This window comes from Methylophilus sp. DMC14, from assembly GCF_056314085.1.
In genome coordinates this window covers 831,414-850,767 of the sequence record NZ_JBQUZA010000001.1, presented here as the reverse complement: position 1 = coordinate 850,767, position 19,354 = coordinate 831,414, and the positions used below count along the sequence as shown (strand labels likewise).

The 19,354-nt window shown below is 49.8% G+C and carries 12 protein-coding genes and 1 riboswitch; of the genes, 5 read left to right on the top strand and 7 right to left on the bottom strand.

All coding sequences use genetic code 11. From position 1 onward, the window contains the following. The first annotated feature begins 165 nt into the window (after window positions 1-165). Window positions 166-1,206, top strand: coding sequence for a sigma-54 interaction domain-containing protein (locus tag ACT53C_RS04125; RefSeq protein WP_228518946.1), 1,041 nt, complete (start codon window positions 166-168; stop codon window positions 1,204-1,206). Continuing rightward, window positions 1,193-1,840: a GTP cyclohydrolase II gene (gene ribA / locus ACT53C_RS04120; RefSeq protein WP_476144906.1), complete on the top strand. Its 648-nt coding sequence runs from the start codon at window positions 1,193-1,195 to the stop codon at window positions 1,838-1,840. Before ACT53C_RS04125 ends, ribA begins: the two co-directional genes overlap by 14 nt. Before the next feature lies 1 nt (window position 1,841). On the opposite strand, the gene ACT53C_RS04115 is transcribed toward ribA, so the two are convergent. The 5 genes from ACT53C_RS04115 to ACT53C_RS04095 all read right to left on the bottom strand — a co-directional run bounded on the left by ACT53C_RS04115 (window position 1,842) and on the right by ACT53C_RS04095 (window position 8,458). Further along, window positions 1,842-2,456 carry a hypothetical protein gene (locus ACT53C_RS04115; protein ID WP_476144904.1) on the bottom strand — a complete coding sequence of 205 codons (615 nt, stop codon included), beginning with the start codon at window positions 2,454-2,456 and terminating at the stop codon, window positions 1,842-1,844. 138 nt (window positions 2,457-2,594) lie between these two features. Next, on the bottom strand, window positions 2,595-4,004 hold the full coding sequence (locus ACT53C_RS04110; protein ID WP_476144903.1) for a putative bifunctional diguanylate cyclase/phosphodiesterase: 1,410 nt from the start codon (window positions 4,002-4,004) through the stop codon (window positions 2,595-2,597). Between the two features lie 223 nt (window positions 4,005-4,227). Beyond that, window positions 4,228-4,312, bottom strand: a riboswitch (cyclic di-GMP riboswitch). A 178-nt stretch (window positions 4,313-4,490) separates the two neighbouring features. Continuing rightward, window positions 4,491-5,771, bottom strand: coding sequence for a c-type cytochrome (locus ACT53C_RS04105; protein WP_476144902.1), 1,281 nt, complete (start codon window positions 5,769-5,771; stop codon window positions 4,491-4,493). A gap of 9 nt (window positions 5,772-5,780) precedes the next feature. Beyond that, window positions 5,781-7,997, bottom strand: a complete 2,217-nt coding sequence (locus tag ACT53C_RS04100) for a xanthine dehydrogenase family protein molybdopterin-binding subunit (protein ID WP_476144901.1) — start codon at window positions 7,995-7,997, stop codon at window positions 5,781-5,783. A 2-nt stretch (window positions 7,998-7,999) separates the two neighbouring features. Then, window positions 8,000-8,458 (bottom strand): (2Fe-2S)-binding protein, encoded by a 459-nt coding sequence (locus ACT53C_RS04095; protein ID WP_476144900.1) that lies wholly within the window; start codon window positions 8,456-8,458, stop codon window positions 8,000-8,002. A gap of 1,027 nt (window positions 8,459-9,485) precedes the next feature. Between ACT53C_RS04095 and ACT53C_RS04090 the strand changes: the two genes are divergently transcribed. Beyond that, complete coding sequence (locus ACT53C_RS04090) at window positions 9,486-13,034, top strand: NACHT domain-containing protein (protein WP_476144899.1); 3,549 nt, start codon at window positions 9,486-9,488, stop codon at window positions 13,032-13,034. Window positions 13,035-13,208: 174 nt separating this feature from the next. Here the strand turns inward: ACT53C_RS04090 and ssb are convergent, their stop codons facing one another. Both ssb and ACT53C_RS04080 read right to left on the bottom strand, forming a co-directional pair. Beyond that, on the bottom strand, window positions 13,209-13,739 hold the full coding sequence (gene ssb / locus ACT53C_RS04085) for a single-stranded DNA-binding protein (protein ID WP_275357292.1): 531 nt from the start codon (window positions 13,737-13,739) through the stop codon (window positions 13,209-13,211). Window positions 13,740-13,743: 4 nt separating this feature from the next. Beyond that, window positions 13,744-15,141, bottom strand: a complete 1,398-nt coding sequence (locus tag ACT53C_RS04080) for an MFS transporter (protein ID WP_476144898.1) — start codon at window positions 15,139-15,141, stop codon at window positions 13,744-13,746. A 78-nt stretch (window positions 15,142-15,219) separates the two neighbouring features. Between ACT53C_RS04080 and uvrA the strand changes: the two genes are divergently transcribed. Continuing rightward, window positions 15,220-18,048, top strand: a complete 2,829-nt coding sequence (gene uvrA, locus ACT53C_RS04075; protein WP_476144897.1) for an excinuclease ABC subunit UvrA — start codon at window positions 15,220-15,222, stop codon at window positions 18,046-18,048. 217 nt (window positions 18,049-18,265) lie between these two features. After that, window positions 18,266-19,342 (top strand): AraC family transcriptional regulator, encoded by a 1,077-nt coding sequence (locus tag ACT53C_RS04070; protein ID WP_476144896.1) that lies wholly within the window; start codon window positions 18,266-18,268, stop codon window positions 19,340-19,342. Window positions 19,343-19,354 lie beyond the last annotated feature (12 nt).

Sequence of the window (19,354 nt, the reverse complement as noted above, 5' to 3'; positions counted from 1 at the left end):
TGAATAGCGCCATTACTTATTGGCACGAAATTGCAGCCTGGATTACTGTATCTGGGCTTAACTCTATGGAAAGACAGTGAGATCCTCACGATGGCAAATCTATTAGCAAACGATTTTTATACGACTGAACACGACACGCAGTTTGAGCAACAGCGTCTGTTAACCATGCCGAACTCGCGGGCCATGTCGACATCGATTCGAGCGACCGCGCAGGTGTTTGAAGATCCGAAGTCGATCGCCTTGCTTAATCGCATCAAGCAAATTGCCCCCAGTGACGCCAATGTCTTGATCATCGGCGAAACTGGCACGGGCAAGGAGCTGATTGCCCGCCATGTGCATGCCTTGAGCTACCGTAAATCTAAACCATTTGTCGCGGTGAATTGCGGGGCGTTCTCGGAAACACTGGTCGAAAGTGAATTGTTCGGCCATGAAAAAGGCGCGTTTACCGGGGCAGTCACCGCCAAAGCCGGCTGGTTTGAAGAGGCGAATGGCGGCACGCTGTTTCTGGATGAGATCGGTGATTTGCCGCTGAGTCTCCAGGTGAAGCTGTTACGTGTACTACAAGAGCGGGAAGTGGTACGGCTAGGCGCGCGCAAACCAACCCCGATTGATGTGCGGCTGATTGCAGCGACCAACGTACGCCTGGAAGAGGCCGTGCTGGCTGGTAACTTCAGGGAGGATTTATTCTACCGTTTACGCGTTGCGCACCTGGAGCTGCCAACCCTGCGCAACCGGCCCGGCGATATTTTGCCACTGGCAGATTATTTTGTTGGCGAATATACACGGCGGTTGGGCTACGCCACCATCCGCCTCGATGACTCGGCCAAGCAAAAATTACTGCAGCATAGTTGGCCAGGTAATATCCGCGAACTCGAAAATGTAATTCATCACTCCTTGCTGATTTGCCGCAACAATGTGGTGCGCAGTGAGGATTTACATTTGTCCTCGATCTCGCTACACCGACCCAAAGCGACACTGCAGGCCTTGCCCAGCGAAGCAGATACTGACTCGCTGGAAGCGTCGCTACAGCAGTTGTTTGAAACGGGCAAAGCGCAGCTTTATGACTATGTGGAAGACACGCTGGTACGTGCCGCCTATCAGCATTGCCACCATAATCAGGTGCAAACCGCCAAGCTGCTGGGCTTGAGCCGCAATGTGTTGCGCGCCAAGCTGATTAAAATGGGAGCGATCAATGCGCTTAAATAAGCTTGCCTCTGTGCAAACAGCAGCCATCGAAAGCGGCATCCTGCGCTGGAAAGCCAGTGCTCACTTACCGACAGAATATGGGCAGTACCGTTTACACGCGTTTGTTGATATTCACAGCGGACAGGAGCAGATCGCACTGGTGCTCGGCGAGGTCAGCGGTCAAGCCAGAGTGCTGACCCGCGTGCACTCTGAATGCCTGACCGGGGATGTGTTTGGCTCAAAGCGCTGCGATTGCGGCGAACAGTTCAAACGCTCGCAGCAACTGATTCAGGCGCGTGGCAATGGCATTATTCTGTATCTGCGCGGACATGAAGGGCGCGGCATCGGCATCAGCAACAAGGTGCAGGCCTATGATTTGCAAGACACCGGCTTGGATACGGTGGCGGCAAACCTCGCCCTGGGCCTGCCTGTAGACCAGCGAGCATATGATGATGCCGCCAGTATGTTGCAGCATTTTGAGGTGAAGTCGATTGAGTTACTGAGTAACAACCCTGATAAGTCGCGCGCCCTCACCCGGCTGGGCATCATGGTGGAGGCCGTGACGCCGTTAGAGATCGCAAGTAATCCAGCCAATGCCAACTATCTGGCGACCAAAAAGCATCGCTTGGGGCATCACCTGAGTTTGGTGCCTTAGGCTAGACGCTCAAGCGTTGCAACAGCTGCTTGAGTGTGGCCTTGATGGGCTGGCGCACGGCAGGTTGTTCTAGCAAAGACGGCAGCGGTGCACGCTGCAGGCGTGCCTGCAAATCCTTAAGCTGTTGCTGCAACTGCTGCAGTTTTTGGGGATCGCGTTGGGGCGGGATTTCAAACTCATTTTGGCTGCCATAGCCTTCAAACAGCAAGGTTTCTATCCCCACCACCAAGGCCAGAATGCGGTCACCGCCAAACGTCTCATCGAATGCCAGGTCTATCGCGGCCATGCCCTGCAAGCGGCGGATCGCCTCAAATTTCCAGTTGGCCTTGCCCTCAAACACCCATTCCGTCATTTCGCGCGGCCCGACCTGTGTGCTTTTCGCCAATTCCTCCGGATGTTCGGTATAGAGCTGCAACATCAATGCCCGCAAGTCATCGGTATGCTCGCTCATAGCTTGCTTAGGGCTGAGCTCTGCGCGCTGCGCCGAAGAGGGCACCGCCTTTTTTACGGTGCGCGCTTCCGCCTGTGGCAGATGCAGAGTTGCCCACAGGCCAATCAACCAAACACACGCCCTGAAGCCAGCACGCCCCCAGAGCAATGTAGCATTCAAAGCCATCTCAGCCCTTTCACCGTAAATTAAAGGCGTCAGTTTAATCAACCTGTCTCAGGCGGGTCTTGGGAGATTTTCCTGTTCATGATCATCCGCCAGGCCATGCATGGCGGCGCGAGCATCATTTTGGAGGATATTGCCGCGTCAGAACAGGCCTGACGCTGAGTGCGCAACTGGCGAAAGCAGCGGCGAAGGCAATTGTTCAAAGGCCTGTACAGTCAAAGGTTTGCTAAAAAAATATCCCTGGTATTTCATACAGCCCTTGCTATGCAGGTATTCGAGCTGCTCTATCGTTTCCACCCCCTCAGCAATCAGGGTCATTTTGAGATGCTTACCCAGATTCACCAGCGTATCGACAATCGCCTGGTCACTTTCATTATTCAGCAAGTCGCGCACAAAGGATTGATCAATTTTTAATTGCTCAAATGGCAGGTGCTTCAAGTAGTTTAATGACGAGTATCCGGTGCCAAAATCATCCAGCGACCAACTCATGCCAAATGCCTGCAATGCGCGCATTTTCTGGATCGTATCGTCTACTTCGTTTGCCAGCATGCTCTCTGTGAGCTCCAGTTTAATCTGGCCGGGATTGGCGCCGCTGCGCGTTACAATCTCCTGCACCTCTTGCACAAAGTCGGGCTGGCGCAGCTGCGAAGTGCTCACATTCACTGCAATACTCAAGTGGGACAAATGCGGATGATCAGACCATTTCACCAACTGCGCACAGGCTTCTTTTAATACCCAATTACCAATCGGCAAAATCAGGCCGGTTTCTTCCGCGGCAGTGATGAAAACACCAGGCGGGATCAAGCCCTGCTCAGGATGCTGCCAGCGTAGCAACGCTTCAGCGCCAAAAATATGACCCTGGGCATCGACCTGCGGCTGGTAATGCAAACAGAAATGCCCTTTGGCGAGCGCTTCGCGCATATCCGCGTAAAGCCCGCTACGCAAAGTAATATCAGACTGCATCACAATCAAGGCAATCCCTAAAACGCCTAAGGCGGCCAGATTATTCATCCATGCCCCAACCGCCCGAATTTCAGGATTTGCAATCAAAGATGCCTGGGTAATGCCAATGTCAGACGAACCAAAAATCAAACATCCCAACAGCATGAGCAACGGAAAAATCACGCGCAGATAAATGCCCTCTTTACGGAACACCAGCGATGATCCTGCGGCAATCGGCAGATAGTACATATGCACCGAGCGAACCACACCGTGCAGAGGCACATCAAACACAGAAATCACAGAAATAATCAGCGCCAAACCATGTGCCATAAAAATGGCCGCCAGGCGATCCCGGCCCGCATTGATCATGGTCACCACAAGCATGCTCAATATCACCAGGGAAAAGTTAAAGGCCATTAACAGCCATTTGGCCTGCCATAAATAGTAAACACTCCAAGCACCGCCCAGAATGATGGAGGCACAGGCAGCAATCGCCAGTAACAGTTTCACCCGCAGTTGATGCGGGTCTTGGGCAAACTGAAAAAGCTCGCCTTTAAAAAGTTTGGCAACCAGTCTCAGTTGTAGAGGAGTGTTTTTAAAGTGTGGCATTAGGCGCGCCTGTCATCCAATTGACCATTGCCAATCCACCACAAACGACTGCGACAGCGCAGTGCAAGCAAGTCATTTCTCTTTAGTAAGTGGTCGATCATAAAGCCCTCAGCGGCGGATACCCTCAATGGGCGAAACAGCACTCAGGCTTTGCCGAGACGGCATAAGCCCAGCCCACACAACACACTACTTGAAAGAACTTGATACATTAACCCTTGCGGTAAATGGTAGCCCCGCTGTCATCAGCAACTGCTTTTAGACCGGAAGCTTTGCGTCCCTACTTTTCAGCAGGTTTGCCTTTTATAATGGTACTTAACAATAGGTGACAAGTTCATCAAACTTTGTAACGGTTGTCAATCCTCTCGACATTCAATACTGTATGTTTGTCATTAAAAAGCCGCACACACATTTTTCTTAGCAACAATCATGCCTTTTATCTCTGGCAAAAGGCTCGATTGGCAATCTACCGATGGATAGATTTCACTGTCACTCATGTGCCGAAGCGGGCAGTTTTCGAATGTCTGCAACGGCCTTCGCACTCGTCGGTTTAAGATTATGATTCCAGGCGGACTGCATAAAACTGACTAACTGCGCCACCTCAGTATCATTCAAGGTATGTCTGAACTTTGGCATATTGAAGGGTGCCGCCACCCCTTGCGGTTTGAGTTGAGGCGAGCCATTCAAAATGACATTAATGAGTGAGGAGGGGTCTGGATCCATCACAGCCGGGTTACCCGCAAGCGGTGATAAATAAGGGGCAACCCCTTTACCCTCTTGTCCATGACACGCTGCACAATATTGCTGATAAAGCCGGGCGCCAGGATAGGTTGTCAATGATTTGAACTGAGCCAATGTCGCACCAGCATTGTATTTATACGTCGTTTGACCTTTATCGTTTGTCCCTTTGATTGTTTTCAAGTAGCTAGCGATGCCCGTTAAATCCTGGATAGTCATGCCTTCAGTACTGTTGTTAATGACCGTAGTCATGGTGCCGAAAGCAGAGCTATGCTGATTAGCACCAGATTTGAGATATACAAGGATATCTGCCTCAGACCATCTGCCTAATCCGGTATTATGGTCCCCACGCAAGTTGGTGGCAGACCATCCTTCCAGGGTTTCTCCGCTTAAAAATTGATCCGAGGCATGCGTCAGCCCTTTTTCCTGATAGGCAAATCCGCGTGGCGTGTGGCAAGCACCACAATGCCCAAGCCCCTGAACCAAATAAGCGCCACGATTCCAGCTGGCATCTTTTGATGCATCCGCTTGGTAACCATGCTTATCTAAAAACAGGCTATTCCAAATGGCCAAAGGAAACCTGTAATTCAGTGGCCAAGGAATCTCATTCGCCCGGTTTGCTTGGCGCACCGGTTTCACGCCGTGCATGAAATATACATAGAGGGCGTGAATGTCGGCATCACTGACTTTGGCATAAGAAGGATATGGCATGGCCGGATAAAGATGATGACCATCTTTTGCCACCCCTCGCCGTAGTGCTTTGGCAAAGTCGGACTCGGTATATTTGCCGATACCTGTCTCAGCATCAGGCGTAATGTTCGTCGTATAAATCGCGCCCACTGGCGTCAGCATGGGCAGCCCGCCAGCAAAGGCTTTGCCATGTGGCGCGGTGTGACAAGAGATGCAATCGCCTACTCGCGCAAGATACTCCCCTTTTTTGATCTCTGCCGGATTGACGGCAAACACACTCAACGAAAATGTAAAGGTAAAGGCTGCGAAACCTATTTTCATCAAACCTGAGGCCATGTTCATGGTGACTCCTTATGCTTTTAGTTGATGTCCGATAGGTAGCTTGCGAATACGTTTGCCAGTCGCTGAGAACACGGCATTTGCCAACGCAGCGCCAATCGCTGCAGTACCAGGTTCACCAATCCCCCCCGGCGCCTCAGCGCTTTTAATCAGGTGGACGTCAATAGCCGGTGCTTCATTAATACGCAGCATACGGTAATCATTAAAGTTAGTTTGCTGTACACGACCATGCTCAATGGTAATTTCGTTGTATAGCACGGCCGTCAGGCCAAAAATAACGCCCCCTTGAATTTGCGCAATCACGGTATCTGGATTCACGGTCATGCCACAATCGACAGCAGACACGACGCGGTCGACTTTAACCTCTCCCTGATCATTCACGGTGACATCGACCACCATGGCCAAGAAACTGCCAAAAGCATGCATCACAGAGACGCCGCGCCCTTGGCCTTTTGCTAATGGCTTGCCCCAATCACTCTTGCTCACCGCAAGTTGCAAGGCATTTTTCAATCTAGGCGTTTTACCGAGCAGATCCAAACGGTATTTCACCGGATCCACTTTCGCCAAATGCGCCAGTTCATCGATAAAACTCTCGACGACAAAAGTACCGCGTGTGGGACCAACCCCCCGCCAAAACGCGGTGGGTACATCCCGCGGCTCTACCCGTACATAATCCACATACAGATTCGGCAAATCATACGGAGGCTCTGCCGACACTTCCACCGCATCCGGGTCTACCCCGTTTTTGACTAACGGGGGCGCAAAGCGGGCCATGATGGAGGAGCCAACAATACGGTGTGACCAAGCGACCGGCTTGCCGTTAGCATCCAATCCTGCAGAGATACGGTCAAAGTAATAGGGGCGGAACATGTCATGTTGAATATCCTCTTCCCGCGTCCAAATGACCTTGACCGGCCCCTTTACCTGCTTGGCAATTTTGACCGCCTGCACGACCCCATCAAACTCTAGTCGTCTGCCAAAACCACCGCCGATGAGGAAATTATGCAACCTGACTTTTTCAACCGGAATGTTGAGCGTTTTGGCGGCCATGCCCTGGGCAAACGTCGGAATTTGCGTCCCTACCCAGAGGTCGCAGCCAGAAGCGCTTACCTCCACAGTGCAATTCATGGGCTCCATCGTTGCATGTGCTAAAAAGGGTTGCTCATACTCCACAGTCAGCGTTTTATCCGCTTTTTTGTAGGCGCTGGTGGCATTGCCTTGCTTTTTAGCCACGGCGCCCGGTTTCTTGGATGCCTCACGCAGATCATTCACCAAATCACTGGTTTTTACCGCAGTGCTTTTACCTTCATTCCATTGAATCTCCAGTGCGCCCAAGCCGCGCTTGGCGGCCCAAGTATTCGTGGCTATCACGGCAACCGCATTATCCACTTTGACCACTTGCAGCACACCGGGCATTTTCAAGGCGCGGCTATCATCTACACTGGCCAGCGTCCCGCCGAACACAGGACTGGTAGCGATCACTGCAAACTTCACATTGTCAGGGTGTGCATCAATACCAAACTTCGCCTGGCCATTTACTTTATCAGGCGTATCTAATCGCTTGGCAGCAGTGCCAATGAGTTTAAAGTCTTTAGGGTCTTTGAGAGAGACTTGCTTGGGTACAGGCAAGGTGCTGGCCACTTTGACCAACTCCCCGTAACGCAGTGTTCGTCCGGAGGCATCGTGGTAAACCACACCAGATTTTGCATAACAGGCAGATTCGGCCACTTTCCATTGCTGTGCAGCCGCAGCAATCAGCAATGACCGGCACACAGCACCGGCCTGACGCATGGGCTCCCACAAGGCACGGATGGAAGTTGAACCGCCCGTCACCTGCGCTCCGAGCAACGCATCGGCATACAGCTTTTCATTCGGGGGGGCATGTTCCAGTTTCACAGAGGGGAGATCAACCTCCAACTCTTCTGCTAACAACATGGGAATAGACGTATAAACCCCCTGCCCCATTTCCACCTTGGGCATGATCATGGTGACCTCACCCTTGGTATCAATTTTGATAAATCCATTCGGGGCGAGCACATCCTTACCGGTTTCCAGCTCGCTGTACGGTTGGGTTTGCTTGCTTTGGCTCAATGCAGGCAAACTGATACTCAGCAGCATCCCGCCTGCAGTCGTCGCACTCACCGTCGCGGCAATTTTAAGAAAATCACGTCGCGGAGGATTAGAAACCGTATATTTGTCGGCCAAGCCCTGGATAAGCCCTTGTGACATAACTAGACCCCTTCCTTAGCAGCCACCTTGATAGCTGCGCGTATACGTGGATAAGTGCCGCAGCGGCAAATATTACCGGCCATGGCGGCATCAATTTGCGCGTCATTCGGGTGAGGCTGCTGGTCAAGCAGCGCACAGGCAGACATGATCTGGCCCGACTGACAATAACCACACTGCATCACCTCCAGATCTAGCCAGGCCTTTTGCACGGCCTGACCTGCTGAGGTTTCCCCAATCGCTTCTATGGTCGTAATCTTCTTGCCGCCAACGGCCGAAATGGGCAATACACAGGAACGCGTTGCCTGCCCATCCACATGCACCGTACACGCGCCACACTGCGCAATGCCACATCCAAACTTGGTTCCGGTCAAGCCTATGATGTCTCTGATCACCCAAAGAAGAGGCATATCTGCGGGTGCATCCACTTGGTGGGTGGTGCCATTAATATTCAGGGTTGCCATCTATGGCTCCTTCCTTGAAAACGTACGACAACTTGTGCTTTTTATTATGAAATACGATTATTCATTGAAATAAATTAATTCACGAATAACTCAAGAGTGAATTAATTTAAACCCCGAATCAAGTATAAATTTATGAAATCCTTGCCTAAAACAATTTTACCTTTTGCTTGTAAAGCGCCATTACGCTCCATCAAGAGATTAAATACGCTCCAAAACGGATTAAGTTTGGCATCCTCCTGATCGCAATAAAGAGTCAACGGGGCTCGTGCGAAACAAATGATTCTTTTGCCCTTCTTGAATGCTCTTAGGTATGGAAAAATAAAAAGGCCCTGTAAAAACAGGGCCTTATCTGATTCCAATCAACAATATTTATTATTGTGTCGATCAGAAGGGTTGTTAATACTTCATATCTAGTTAATAGCCTTTATCAATCGTCTAGAACGCTTATCAGCCAAGGCTGCTCTCGCACATCAAATGACTGACTAAGAGGTAAGTGTAAAAATTTCGTAAAATATTACCTTCATAAAGCAGAGAAACCTTACATCTCAGTACAGTAGTCCTTACCTAAAATCAATATTTGGAAAATCACTAATTAGCAGGGCAAACACTCAAAAATTTGCCATACATGCCACCATGTCGCACCATAGGTTAGATTTAACTCTTTAGTCTAAGATCAGTGAAGTGGTAATACTCTGTCTCCACATTTATACTTTATTAACGAGACGTATACACTAGCAAACCGGGCGCGAAAATTAAAACTAGCTTTTTCTAAATTGGGGTTTATAAAACTCGAAGAACACTTTGCCAAAGTGTTCATTAATGAAGCACCCCGGGGAAAGGAATGAGTAAATATGCTTAATCTAGCAATTTTCTTAAGTGTGGTTGGCGCCATATTTGCGATAGGCTTATCAATCTTTGCTTATAAGCAGCCAAGTCAAAAAGGAGGTAGTTCCTATTGTGATTTCACTTATTCGGATCTCCAGTAGCTATTAAAAGGCTAGAAAATCAAAAAATACAATGGTGAGATATGGCTGAAGCTGGCGGTACTACAACACAATCTGGTATACATTACCAAAACTCGATCGCGACGCTATTCCTCGGTAGACTAATAGACTTCCAACATCGAATTGCAAGAGATCGTGTTGTTGAGGTGAGAATAGAGGCTCCAGAACATGTTGATGATGTTGTAGTCCTCCATGCTGATGGTAGTCGTTCATTTATTCAAGCAAAAGAGGCGCTTTCTACTTCAGGCCCGGTATGGGAAAAGCTATGGCAAGCTTTCTCTGAACAAGCTTTTTCCAGTGAAAATACTCAATTTAAGCTGGTACTTGTTGTCGGAACCAATACTTCGGAAATTGGAAATCTTCGCGAGGTTTGCGACCGAGCTAAAGGAAAGGAAAATTGCGGAGAATGGCTAGATAGTCTATCAGTAGGATTCAAGAGTATTGTTAATAAAATCATTGATGCCTTGCAGACGAAAACCGAAGAAGCAGCTTTCCGATTGGCTGAAAAGGTCGAAGTCTGGATTTGGCCATTGGCAGATTTAACTCGTGACCAGCTTCCTTTATGGATTCCAGATTCCAGTGTAGATAAGACTACTCTATTCAGGTTGCTACTCGGGACTATAGGAGAACAGGCTAGGGTTCGAGGCTCTTTTAGAGCAAGCGAACTACTGGAAAAGTTGATTGCTGAATGTAATGTTCACGTAAGCGATTCAATCGCCTGGGGAGTCAGTAAGTATCTGCAAGCCATAAAAACTGAAATGGGTAGTCTTTCAGTTCCAGGGACTAGCCTAAGTGGCCCAATTGAAGATTTATTCTTATGGTTACCCCTGATAGACAAGTCGACTAGCAAAGTATTCTCTGATTTTGAGTACGAAGACCCTCGATGGAGATGGGACCATTTTAAAGCAAGTGTGGATGTGCGAGATTTCCCACGTGGGAAAATCACCCGGGCTGTCATTGATGCTGGAGCTGGTTTCGGCAAAACAACTTTATTACATGCAATTGCAAGTGGTTTAAGCGGAAGTGCCTACATCCCTGCAATTGTTTCTTTGGACTCATTTGCCGCTTGTGGGGAAAATGTTCTTGGCTATTTGAATTCCAAGATAAACACTGAGTACAGTGTCGCAATTGACTGGGAGAGACTTTCTGAATCTGGTCGAACAGTTGTATTGTTCGATGGATTGGATGAGCTATCGGCCTCAGACAGAACAAATGTGCTTCAATCTATTGTTAGGTTTTATGCACGCTTTCCGCAGGCAGCGTTTTTACTTACTGTTAGAGATAGTTCAGCATTGAATGTCCCCTTAGACGCAACAGTACTATCAATCAATCGCCTAGATGATTTTGCTATTGCACAATTTGCAGATGCTTATTCGAAGCATGGTGGCGGTATCACTGCGGAAATGTTACGCAATCATCTTAATAGACATCCAGACTTAAGCCACTTACTTAGAATTCCTTTATTCCTTGCTTTGGTTTTAGCAACGTCAAAGCCTGATGAAAATCTACCCCATTCACGTTCTGACTTGCTTGAAAATTATTTAACCTTACTTTTCTCACCAGAAAGACATAAGTCTATCGCGACTGCGTTGACCCTTTTGAGTCACTTGCGTGAGTCTGCTGAGTTGCTAGCTTGTAGGTGTTTAGAACAGGAAGGTATTGGCTTATCTGAAGTTGATGCCAAACGTTCATTGAGGAATCAAGGGCTCACTGAGCAACCTGAGTTATATATTGATAGACTGATTCAACTTGGAGTGCTTAAACGAGCTGGTGCAAGATTGAGATTTGCCTACCCAATTTTACAAGAGTATTTGGCGGCATGTTGGATGGTGACTAATGCTCCAAACAATATCAGCACAAGCTTTGCAAAAGTTACTCGTCGCCCATGGGCACAGGCACTGCAATTCGCACTTGAAATGCATCCAGATGCAAATACCATTATTAAAAATCAACTTTCGAATCCGGATGATATTTTCCATACAGCACTGCGCCTAGTAGCAAGATGCATTGTTAATGGCGCCAAAGTGAGCACTGAACTAAAAGGCTTTGTTGGTGATCACTTGGCGGATGCCTGGCATTCAGAAGCTTATTCGATAAGCCAAAGTATTAGCTATCTGATAGCGGATGGTTTTCTTGATCCCCTGCCTGCTGCAGTAACCTATCATCTATCAAATTGGGCGCTATATTACGGCGGGGGAGCGATTATAGAAGCCAAGGGATCCCCTGAACTTACGAGAGCTATACTCAAGAGTGTTTTAGTCCGGGACCTTACTCATCGTTATTACTTACACGAGTGGCAAAATGCGGTTGATGCTATAGCAGATGAAGCTTTCGAGCTTTATATGGCACGTGTACTAGAGGCTCGTACAACTGAAAAGGAGATCGTGGCATTAAGCTTTCTCATCACGAACTTATCAAACAATAAATTAACAGCAGAAAAGTGGTTGAGAATTAGTAAAGATAAGTCATTACATGTGTGTATCCGTTTAGCTGGTTACTCGTTGTACCCTAATCCATTACCCGCTGAAGCCTGGGAGTGTATTTCTGAGGCTTTAGCATTCGTAGGTCCTGAAGATGATCCACATCCCTTTAGCTTTCAAGCTTTAAAGTTGTTTTGGCGTTTAGAGAATGTAGAAAAAATCTTTACAGATTTACTTTTCACTAAGAAATGGTCTGAGAAACTTTTTAAATCAAGTCTGGAGTCATTGCTCAAAGTTGAAATGGCTCTTGATCTCAAGATAGGAATTCTTAGCCGCTCGCTATCACAAGGTGAGCCTTCTATTGAGCGGAAGTTTCTCGTTTTACTTTGCATGGCCCTTTGGGGAGATAGGAATGCCGAAAAAGCTTCGTTAGATATTCTTACTGAACAAACACCTGAGGGAGTTGCGAGTTGGTTCAGTTTTGCTAATAAATTTAGCGAACATTCAGTACGTAGAGCAGCGGAAATCATCCCTTCTTTAAATCTTCCGCTTCGGGATTTGAGTAGAGTGATTTTTTCTGCCGATCATGGGTTAAGGTATATCTCAAATCACTTGGGTTTCAATACATCAATCGACTTTAAGCCATCATTGCATCCCGCAAGAGATTATGTAATAAATTTATTGATTGGTTGTTTGAGCGCAGACGATGAAAGCTACGAAGCCTTACTTCTACGTGTTAAGTATGGAGACGCAAGTTACTCTGTAAAATTGCTGAATTGGATGAGAGGCTTTCTAATTGGCACCCCTGCTCCGATGGAGCATAAAGATGATCAAAAAATTAGTGTTGCTTTAGATGCTTTGGAAGGCGTTTCAGCCATACCTCTAGAATTACTTTTTCTTATCATAGATAAATCGACATCAAATTCAGGAAATCATGCCTCATACCTGACTGCTTTAAGAGGGGATGAAGGAGTCATCCAAAAGTTACTGGAGCGTTATAACTCTCGAGCCTCAGACCATACTAGAGACGGGATTTTTTCTGCCTTAGAAGTCATCGCAGGAAGGTATAGCAAAAGAATTATCAATGAGAATAATAAACTTAAAATCGAAAATGAACGACAAATTGATTCTGGCTCAGGGGTGATTTTCTAATCCACACCTTTGATCAGTTTAACCGACAGCACCATAAAGATTCCATTCTTCTCTTTTGCATGGCAGTAGACCTTAAGCAAACCATCACATTTCTTTGTACATTGTCAAAAAAGCAAAAATCCTCGCTAGGCGAGGATTTTTTGGTAATACTTTACAAATATTCTTAGGTGTAAATCAGAACGGAATATCGTCATCAAAGTCGTCAAAATTGCCAGCTGGTTTGCTAGCAGGCTGGAAGGCATTGCGGTTTGCGCCGCCAGCGGCGTTACCGCTACCCATAGCAGGTTGCTGCTGGCGTGGTGGGGCCTGGTTGTAGTCGTCCATACCGCCGCCTTGATCCATCTCACCGCCGTCATAGGAGGCGCTGCCGCCTTCACGGCCAGTGCCTAACATTTGCATCTGGTCGGCGACGATTTCGGTGCTGTAGCGGGTGACGCCATCTTTTTCCCATTTACGGGTTTGCAAGCGGCCCTCAATATACACCGGGCGGCCTTTTTTCAGGTACTCGCCGGCGATTTCGGCCAAACGGCGGTACATGACGATGTTGTGCCATTCGGTTTTTTCCTGGCGCACGCCGGATTTGTCTTTCCAGTTTTCGGTGGTGGCGATACTGAAGTTAGCCACTGCCTCACCGTTTGGCATGTAGCGCACTTCAGGGTCACGCCCGAGATTGCCCATCAAAATCACTTTGTTGACTGATGCCATGGTGTTACGACTCCCCTATTCGATTCATGATTGCTTGCGACAATGCCGCCTGAAATGCTTTGCTGCGCTGATTTTCCAACTTTACCATGAGCATGGTTTCTGAGGGAATGGCGACGACTTCATAGACGCCTTCCATCGCGCGGATATCTTGCACCAGTTTGGCGGCCTGGGCGTCATTATACCCTGCTTGCAAATGGAACATTTTGGTTTTGACGCTGGGCGGTGCCTGCATACCGAGTGCGAGCCCAAACCAGATCAGCATGAGCACAGCGCAGAAGACAAACACCGTGCTGCTGCCATAAGTGTGCGAGAGCCAGCCACCGAGGGCTGCACCTAAAAACATGCCAAAGGACTGCGCGGTGTTGTGCACGCCCATGGCAGTGCCTTTGGCAGCGACCGGCGCCATTTTTGAGATCAGTGACGGCAACGAAGCCTCAAGGATATTAAACGCCACAAAATAGGAGAACAGGGTGGCGACAATGCCCCAAAGGCTGTTGAGGCTGAACATGAAGGCGATTTGCGTGAACAGCATGAGGCCGACGGCGCTGATAAACACGGGTTTAAGCTTGGCTTTTTTCTCGGCATAAATGATGGCGGGCACCATTAAGACAAATGAAATCAGCAGCACTGGCAAATAAATCTTCCAGTGAGAATTTTCGTTCATGCCGGTGCTGTGCTTGATGGCAAACGGCACCACCATGAACATGGCCATTTGCGCCCCATGTAAGCAAAACGTGCCAAAGTTCAAGCGCAGCAATTGCTTATCGCGTAATACCTCGCCGATTTTGGCCGGCACCGCCTGGGCATCGGAGTGAAAGTGCGCATGCAAGGGCTCTGGCACGGCAAACTTAACCACGCCGATGGCGAGAATGGCCAGCACGGCGGTGAGCCAGAAAATGCCTGGCACGCCTATCCATTGATTGAGGATGGGCCCCGCCACCAGTGACACGGCAAAGGTCACGCCTATCGTTGCGCCTATCATGGCCATGGCTTGGGTACGGTGCTCTTCGCGGGTGGAATCGGCCACCAGCGCAGTGACCACGGCAGAAATGGCACCCGCACCCTGAATCGCCCGCCCGACAATCACCATGTAAATATCTTGAGCCATTGCGGCGCAGACACTGCCCAGCGCAAACATGATCAAGCCCAGATAAATCAGCTTTTTACGGCCGAAACGGTCAGACGCCATGCCAAACGGCAACTGGAAAATGACTTGCATGAAGCCATAGGCGCCCAGGGCGAGACCAATCAGGGTATGGTTATTGCCGCCGCGCAGGGTTTCGGCATAAATGGCAAAAATAGGCAGAATTAAAAACATGCCCAACATACGTAGCCCGTAGATGGAGGCCAATGCCGCAGTGGCACGGGTTTCCAGCTGGGTCATTTTTTCGGAGAACTGCATGAATCCTTTAAGAAAACTTGGCTTAATTTCAAATAATTGCGTATATTATCAGGTTGGCTGTCTGTTCGTGAAAGTATCATGGAATTTATCAAAATTCGCGGGGCGCGCACCCATAACCTCAAGAACATCAATCTGGATATTCCGCGCAACCAACTGGTTGTGGTCACCGGCCTGTCAGGCTCAGGAAAGTCTTCGCTTGCTTTTGATACCTTGTATGCAGAAGGACAGCGCCGCTACGTCGAAAGTTTATCTGCGTATGCCCGCCAGTTTTTGGCGCGCATGGACAAACCGGATGTGGACCTGATTGAAGGCTTGTCACCGGCCATCTCCATCGAGCAAAAATCGACCTCACACAACCCGCGTTCCACGGTCGGCACTGTCACTGAAATCCACGACTATCTGCGTTTGCTGTATGCACGTGCCGGGGACCCGGAATGCCCAGAGCATGGCATCAAGCTTGAGGCACAAACCGTGAGCCAGATGGTGGACAGTGTGCTCAAGTTGCCAGAAGACACCAAGCTGATGATTTTGGCGCCGGTAGTCTCTAACCGTAAAGGCGAGCAGCTGGATCTGTTTGACACGCTCAAAGCCCAGGGCTTTGTGCGCTTGCGCATTGATGGCAAGATCTACGAAATGGATAGCCTGCCGCAACTGGCGAAAACCACCAAGCATAGTGTAGACGTAGTCGTCGACCGCCTTAAAGTGCGCGAAGACATGAAGCAACGGATTGCTGAATCCTTTGAAACCGCCTTGCGGTTGGCAGATGGCAAAGCAGTGGCGCTGGAGATGGATAGCGAAAAAGAACACCTGTTCTCTGCCAAGTTCTCTTGCCCGGTGTGTGACTACTCACTGGCCGAACTTGAGCCGCGTTTATTCAGCTTTAACAACCCGATGGGCGCTTGCCCAAAATGCGATGGCCTGGGTCAGGTCACGTTTTTTGATCCCAAGCGCGTGGTGGCTTTTCCGCATTTATCGCTGGCTAGTGGCGCGATCAAAGGCTGGGACAAGCGCAACCAGTTTTACTTTCAGATGCTGGCCAGCCTGAGCCAGCATTATGACTTTGACCTGGAAGCGCCGTTTGAAACGCTGCCGGAAGAGACGCAGCAAATTCTGCTGTATGGTTCTGGCCGCGAGCAAATCGCCTTTAAATACCTCAATGAGCGTGGCACCTTCTTTAGCAAGTCGCATACCTTTGAGGGCATTATCAATAACCTGCAACGCCGTTATCGCGAGAGTGACTCGACTGCGGTACGCGATGAGCTGGCAAAATATATCAATGCGACTGCCTGCCCGGATTGTGGCGGCACGCGTTTGCGCAAAGAGGCACGCCACGTCAAGGTTGGCGACAGAAACATTCACCAGATCTGCGAAGTGCCGCTCAAACAGGCGCTCAATTTCTTTGAAACGCTGCAACTGAGCGGGCAAAAGCTGGCGATTGCCGACAAGATCGTCAAGGAGATCGAAAACCGCCTCAAGTTTTTAACCAATGTCGGTCTGGATTACTTGTCGCTGTCGCGCTCGGCAGAAACCCTGTCTGGTGGCGAAGCACAGCGTATCCGCCTGGCCTCGCAAATCGGCAGCGGCCTGACTGGCGTCATGTATGTGCTGGATGAGCCTTCCATCGGCCTGCACCAGCGCGACAATGACCGCCTGCTGGAAACCCTCAAGCGCCTGCGCGACATTGGTAACAGTGTAATTGTGGTCGAACATGACCAGGATGCCATTCAGTTGGCAGATTTTATTGTCGACATTGGCCCCGGCGCGGGCGAGCATGGCGGCAATATTGTGTCTTTTGGCACCCCGGCCCAGATTGAAGCCGACCCCAACTCATTGACCGGGCAATACATCAGCGGCAAAAAACAGATTACCTTCAAGCTGCCGCGCACACAGCCAGACCCCAAGCGCATGATCAAACTCAATGGCGCCAGCGGGAACAACCTCAAAGACGTCAGCATTGAGATTCCGGTCGGCCTGCTGACTTGCGTCACGGGCGTTTCTGGCAGCGGCAAATCAACGCTGATCAACGACACGCTTTACCGCGTGGTCGCCGCGCACTTGTATGGCAGCAGCACCGAACCTGCCGCGCACCAAAGCATTGAAGGTCTGGAGTTTTTTGACAAGGTGGTCGATGTTGACCAAAGCCCGATTGGCCGCACACCGCGCTCCAACCCGGCGACGTATACCGGCTTGTTTACGCCGATCCGTGACTTGTTTGCCAGCGTGCCGGAAAGCCGCGCGCGCGGCTATGGTCCAGGCCGCTACTCATTTAACGTCAAGGGCGGCCGTTGCGAAGCCTGCCAGGGCGATGGCGTGATCCGCGTGGAAATGCACTTTTTGCCAGATGTGTATGTGCCTTGCGACGTCTGCAAAGGCCAGCGCTATAACCGCGAAACGCTGGAAATCCAGTTCAAGGGCAAAAACATCCACGAAGTGCTGGCCATGACGGTGGAACAAGCGCACCAGTTCTTTAATGCACAGCCGGTGATTGAACGCAAACTGAAAACCTTGCTGGACGTGGGCCTGGGCTATATCACGCTGGGGCAATCAGCCACCACGCTGTCTGGCGGTGAAGCACAACGGGTGAAGCTGGCACTGGAACTCAGCAAACGCGACACCGGCCGCACGCTGTATATCCTCGATGAACCCACCACCGGTTTGCACTTTGCGGATATCCAGTTATTGCTGGACGTGATTCACCGTTTGCGTGACGCGGGCAATACCGTGGTCATCATCGAACACAATCTGGACGTGATCAAAACCGCCGACTGGCTGATCGACATGGGCCCCGAAGGCGGCGATGGCGGAGGCGTGGTAGTCGGTGTCGGTACGCCGGAAACGCTGGCAGAAAACAGCGCCAGCTACACGGGCCGCTACCTGATTCCGCTGTTAAAACAGCTCAAACCCTGATTTACCCCCCTGCTTCTCTGGCCAGGCCTGCAAATGCACGCCTGGCTTTTTTCTGTCTGCCTGCACCGTTGGGGTGGTATGCATCTTGCTATCTTTAAGACCTATAACAGTAAAAAAATTCTTTTTAATCCAGATAGATAGCTGAGGTTATCCAAAAAGTGCAGCCACTATCCGGATACTGCAGATCCTCAGGCCAGAGGGAAGAGAGAGGCGCACCATGACTGTGTTAGGTAGCACTATATTGGAGCAAACCAGACTGGAGAAATTCAACCGGGCTGATCACAGGGTATCGTCACTGATTGCCCAGCTCGAACAGACCTTATTTAATGAAGACAATCAGCTGTTTTGCTCTTCTGACATGGATGAAGTGAAACAGGCGGTAGGCATTGTCTTCAAACCGCATCGCCTGAAAATCCGCGACCACCGCGAGCATGGTATTGCCAGCATGCATCATGTGCGTCAGGGCGCCTTGTCGTTAAACCGCTTGCAGTACCAGCATGAAGTGGTGATAGACCCTGACCGCCTCAATGATTTTTTTCTGGTGCATATCCCGATGAATGGCAGTTCCACCATCCGCTGTGGCAATCACCGCTTTGTGTCTACCCCCGAGAATGCCTCGCTGGTGTCACCGACCTTGCCACTCGAAATTGAATGGGAAGCCGGCAGTGCAGACATCATTTTGCGCATTGAACGCGCCCGCCTGGACAAGCACTGTGCGCAGCATCTGGGTATGCCGCAGCTGGAAAAACCGCTGGAGTTTCATCCTGACTTGCAACTGCAAACGCCAGCCGGACAATATTTTTTAAGGCTGGTGAGCATGCTGGCCGACAACATGCAGAGCCCTTATCCGCAGTTAAATGAACCCATCGTATTTGAGCAGTTTGAATCCACCCTGTTTAATGCCCTGCTGTATGGCCAACCCCACAATCTGTGTATGAAAGCCCCGATTACCAATATTGCGCCGTTCTACATCAAGCGGGTAGAAGATTATATCCATGCCCATACCGCCGATAGCATGACCATAGAATCCCTGGCGGCGATTGCCGGGGTCAGTGCCCGCACCTTGTTCGCGGGCTTTCAGCGTTATCGTGGCTTGAGCCCGATGGATTACCTGCGACAAGTCCGGCTGGACCGCGTGCGCGAGATGCTGTTATCGGAAAAAACGGCACACCTGTCAGTGACTGAAATCGCCATGCAATGGGGCTTTAACCACATGGGCAGGTTTGCGATTGATTATAAAAAACGCTTTGGCGAATCCCCTTCTGCCAGCCGCCGGTTTGGGCCGGGGCATTGATGCTCCGTCAGC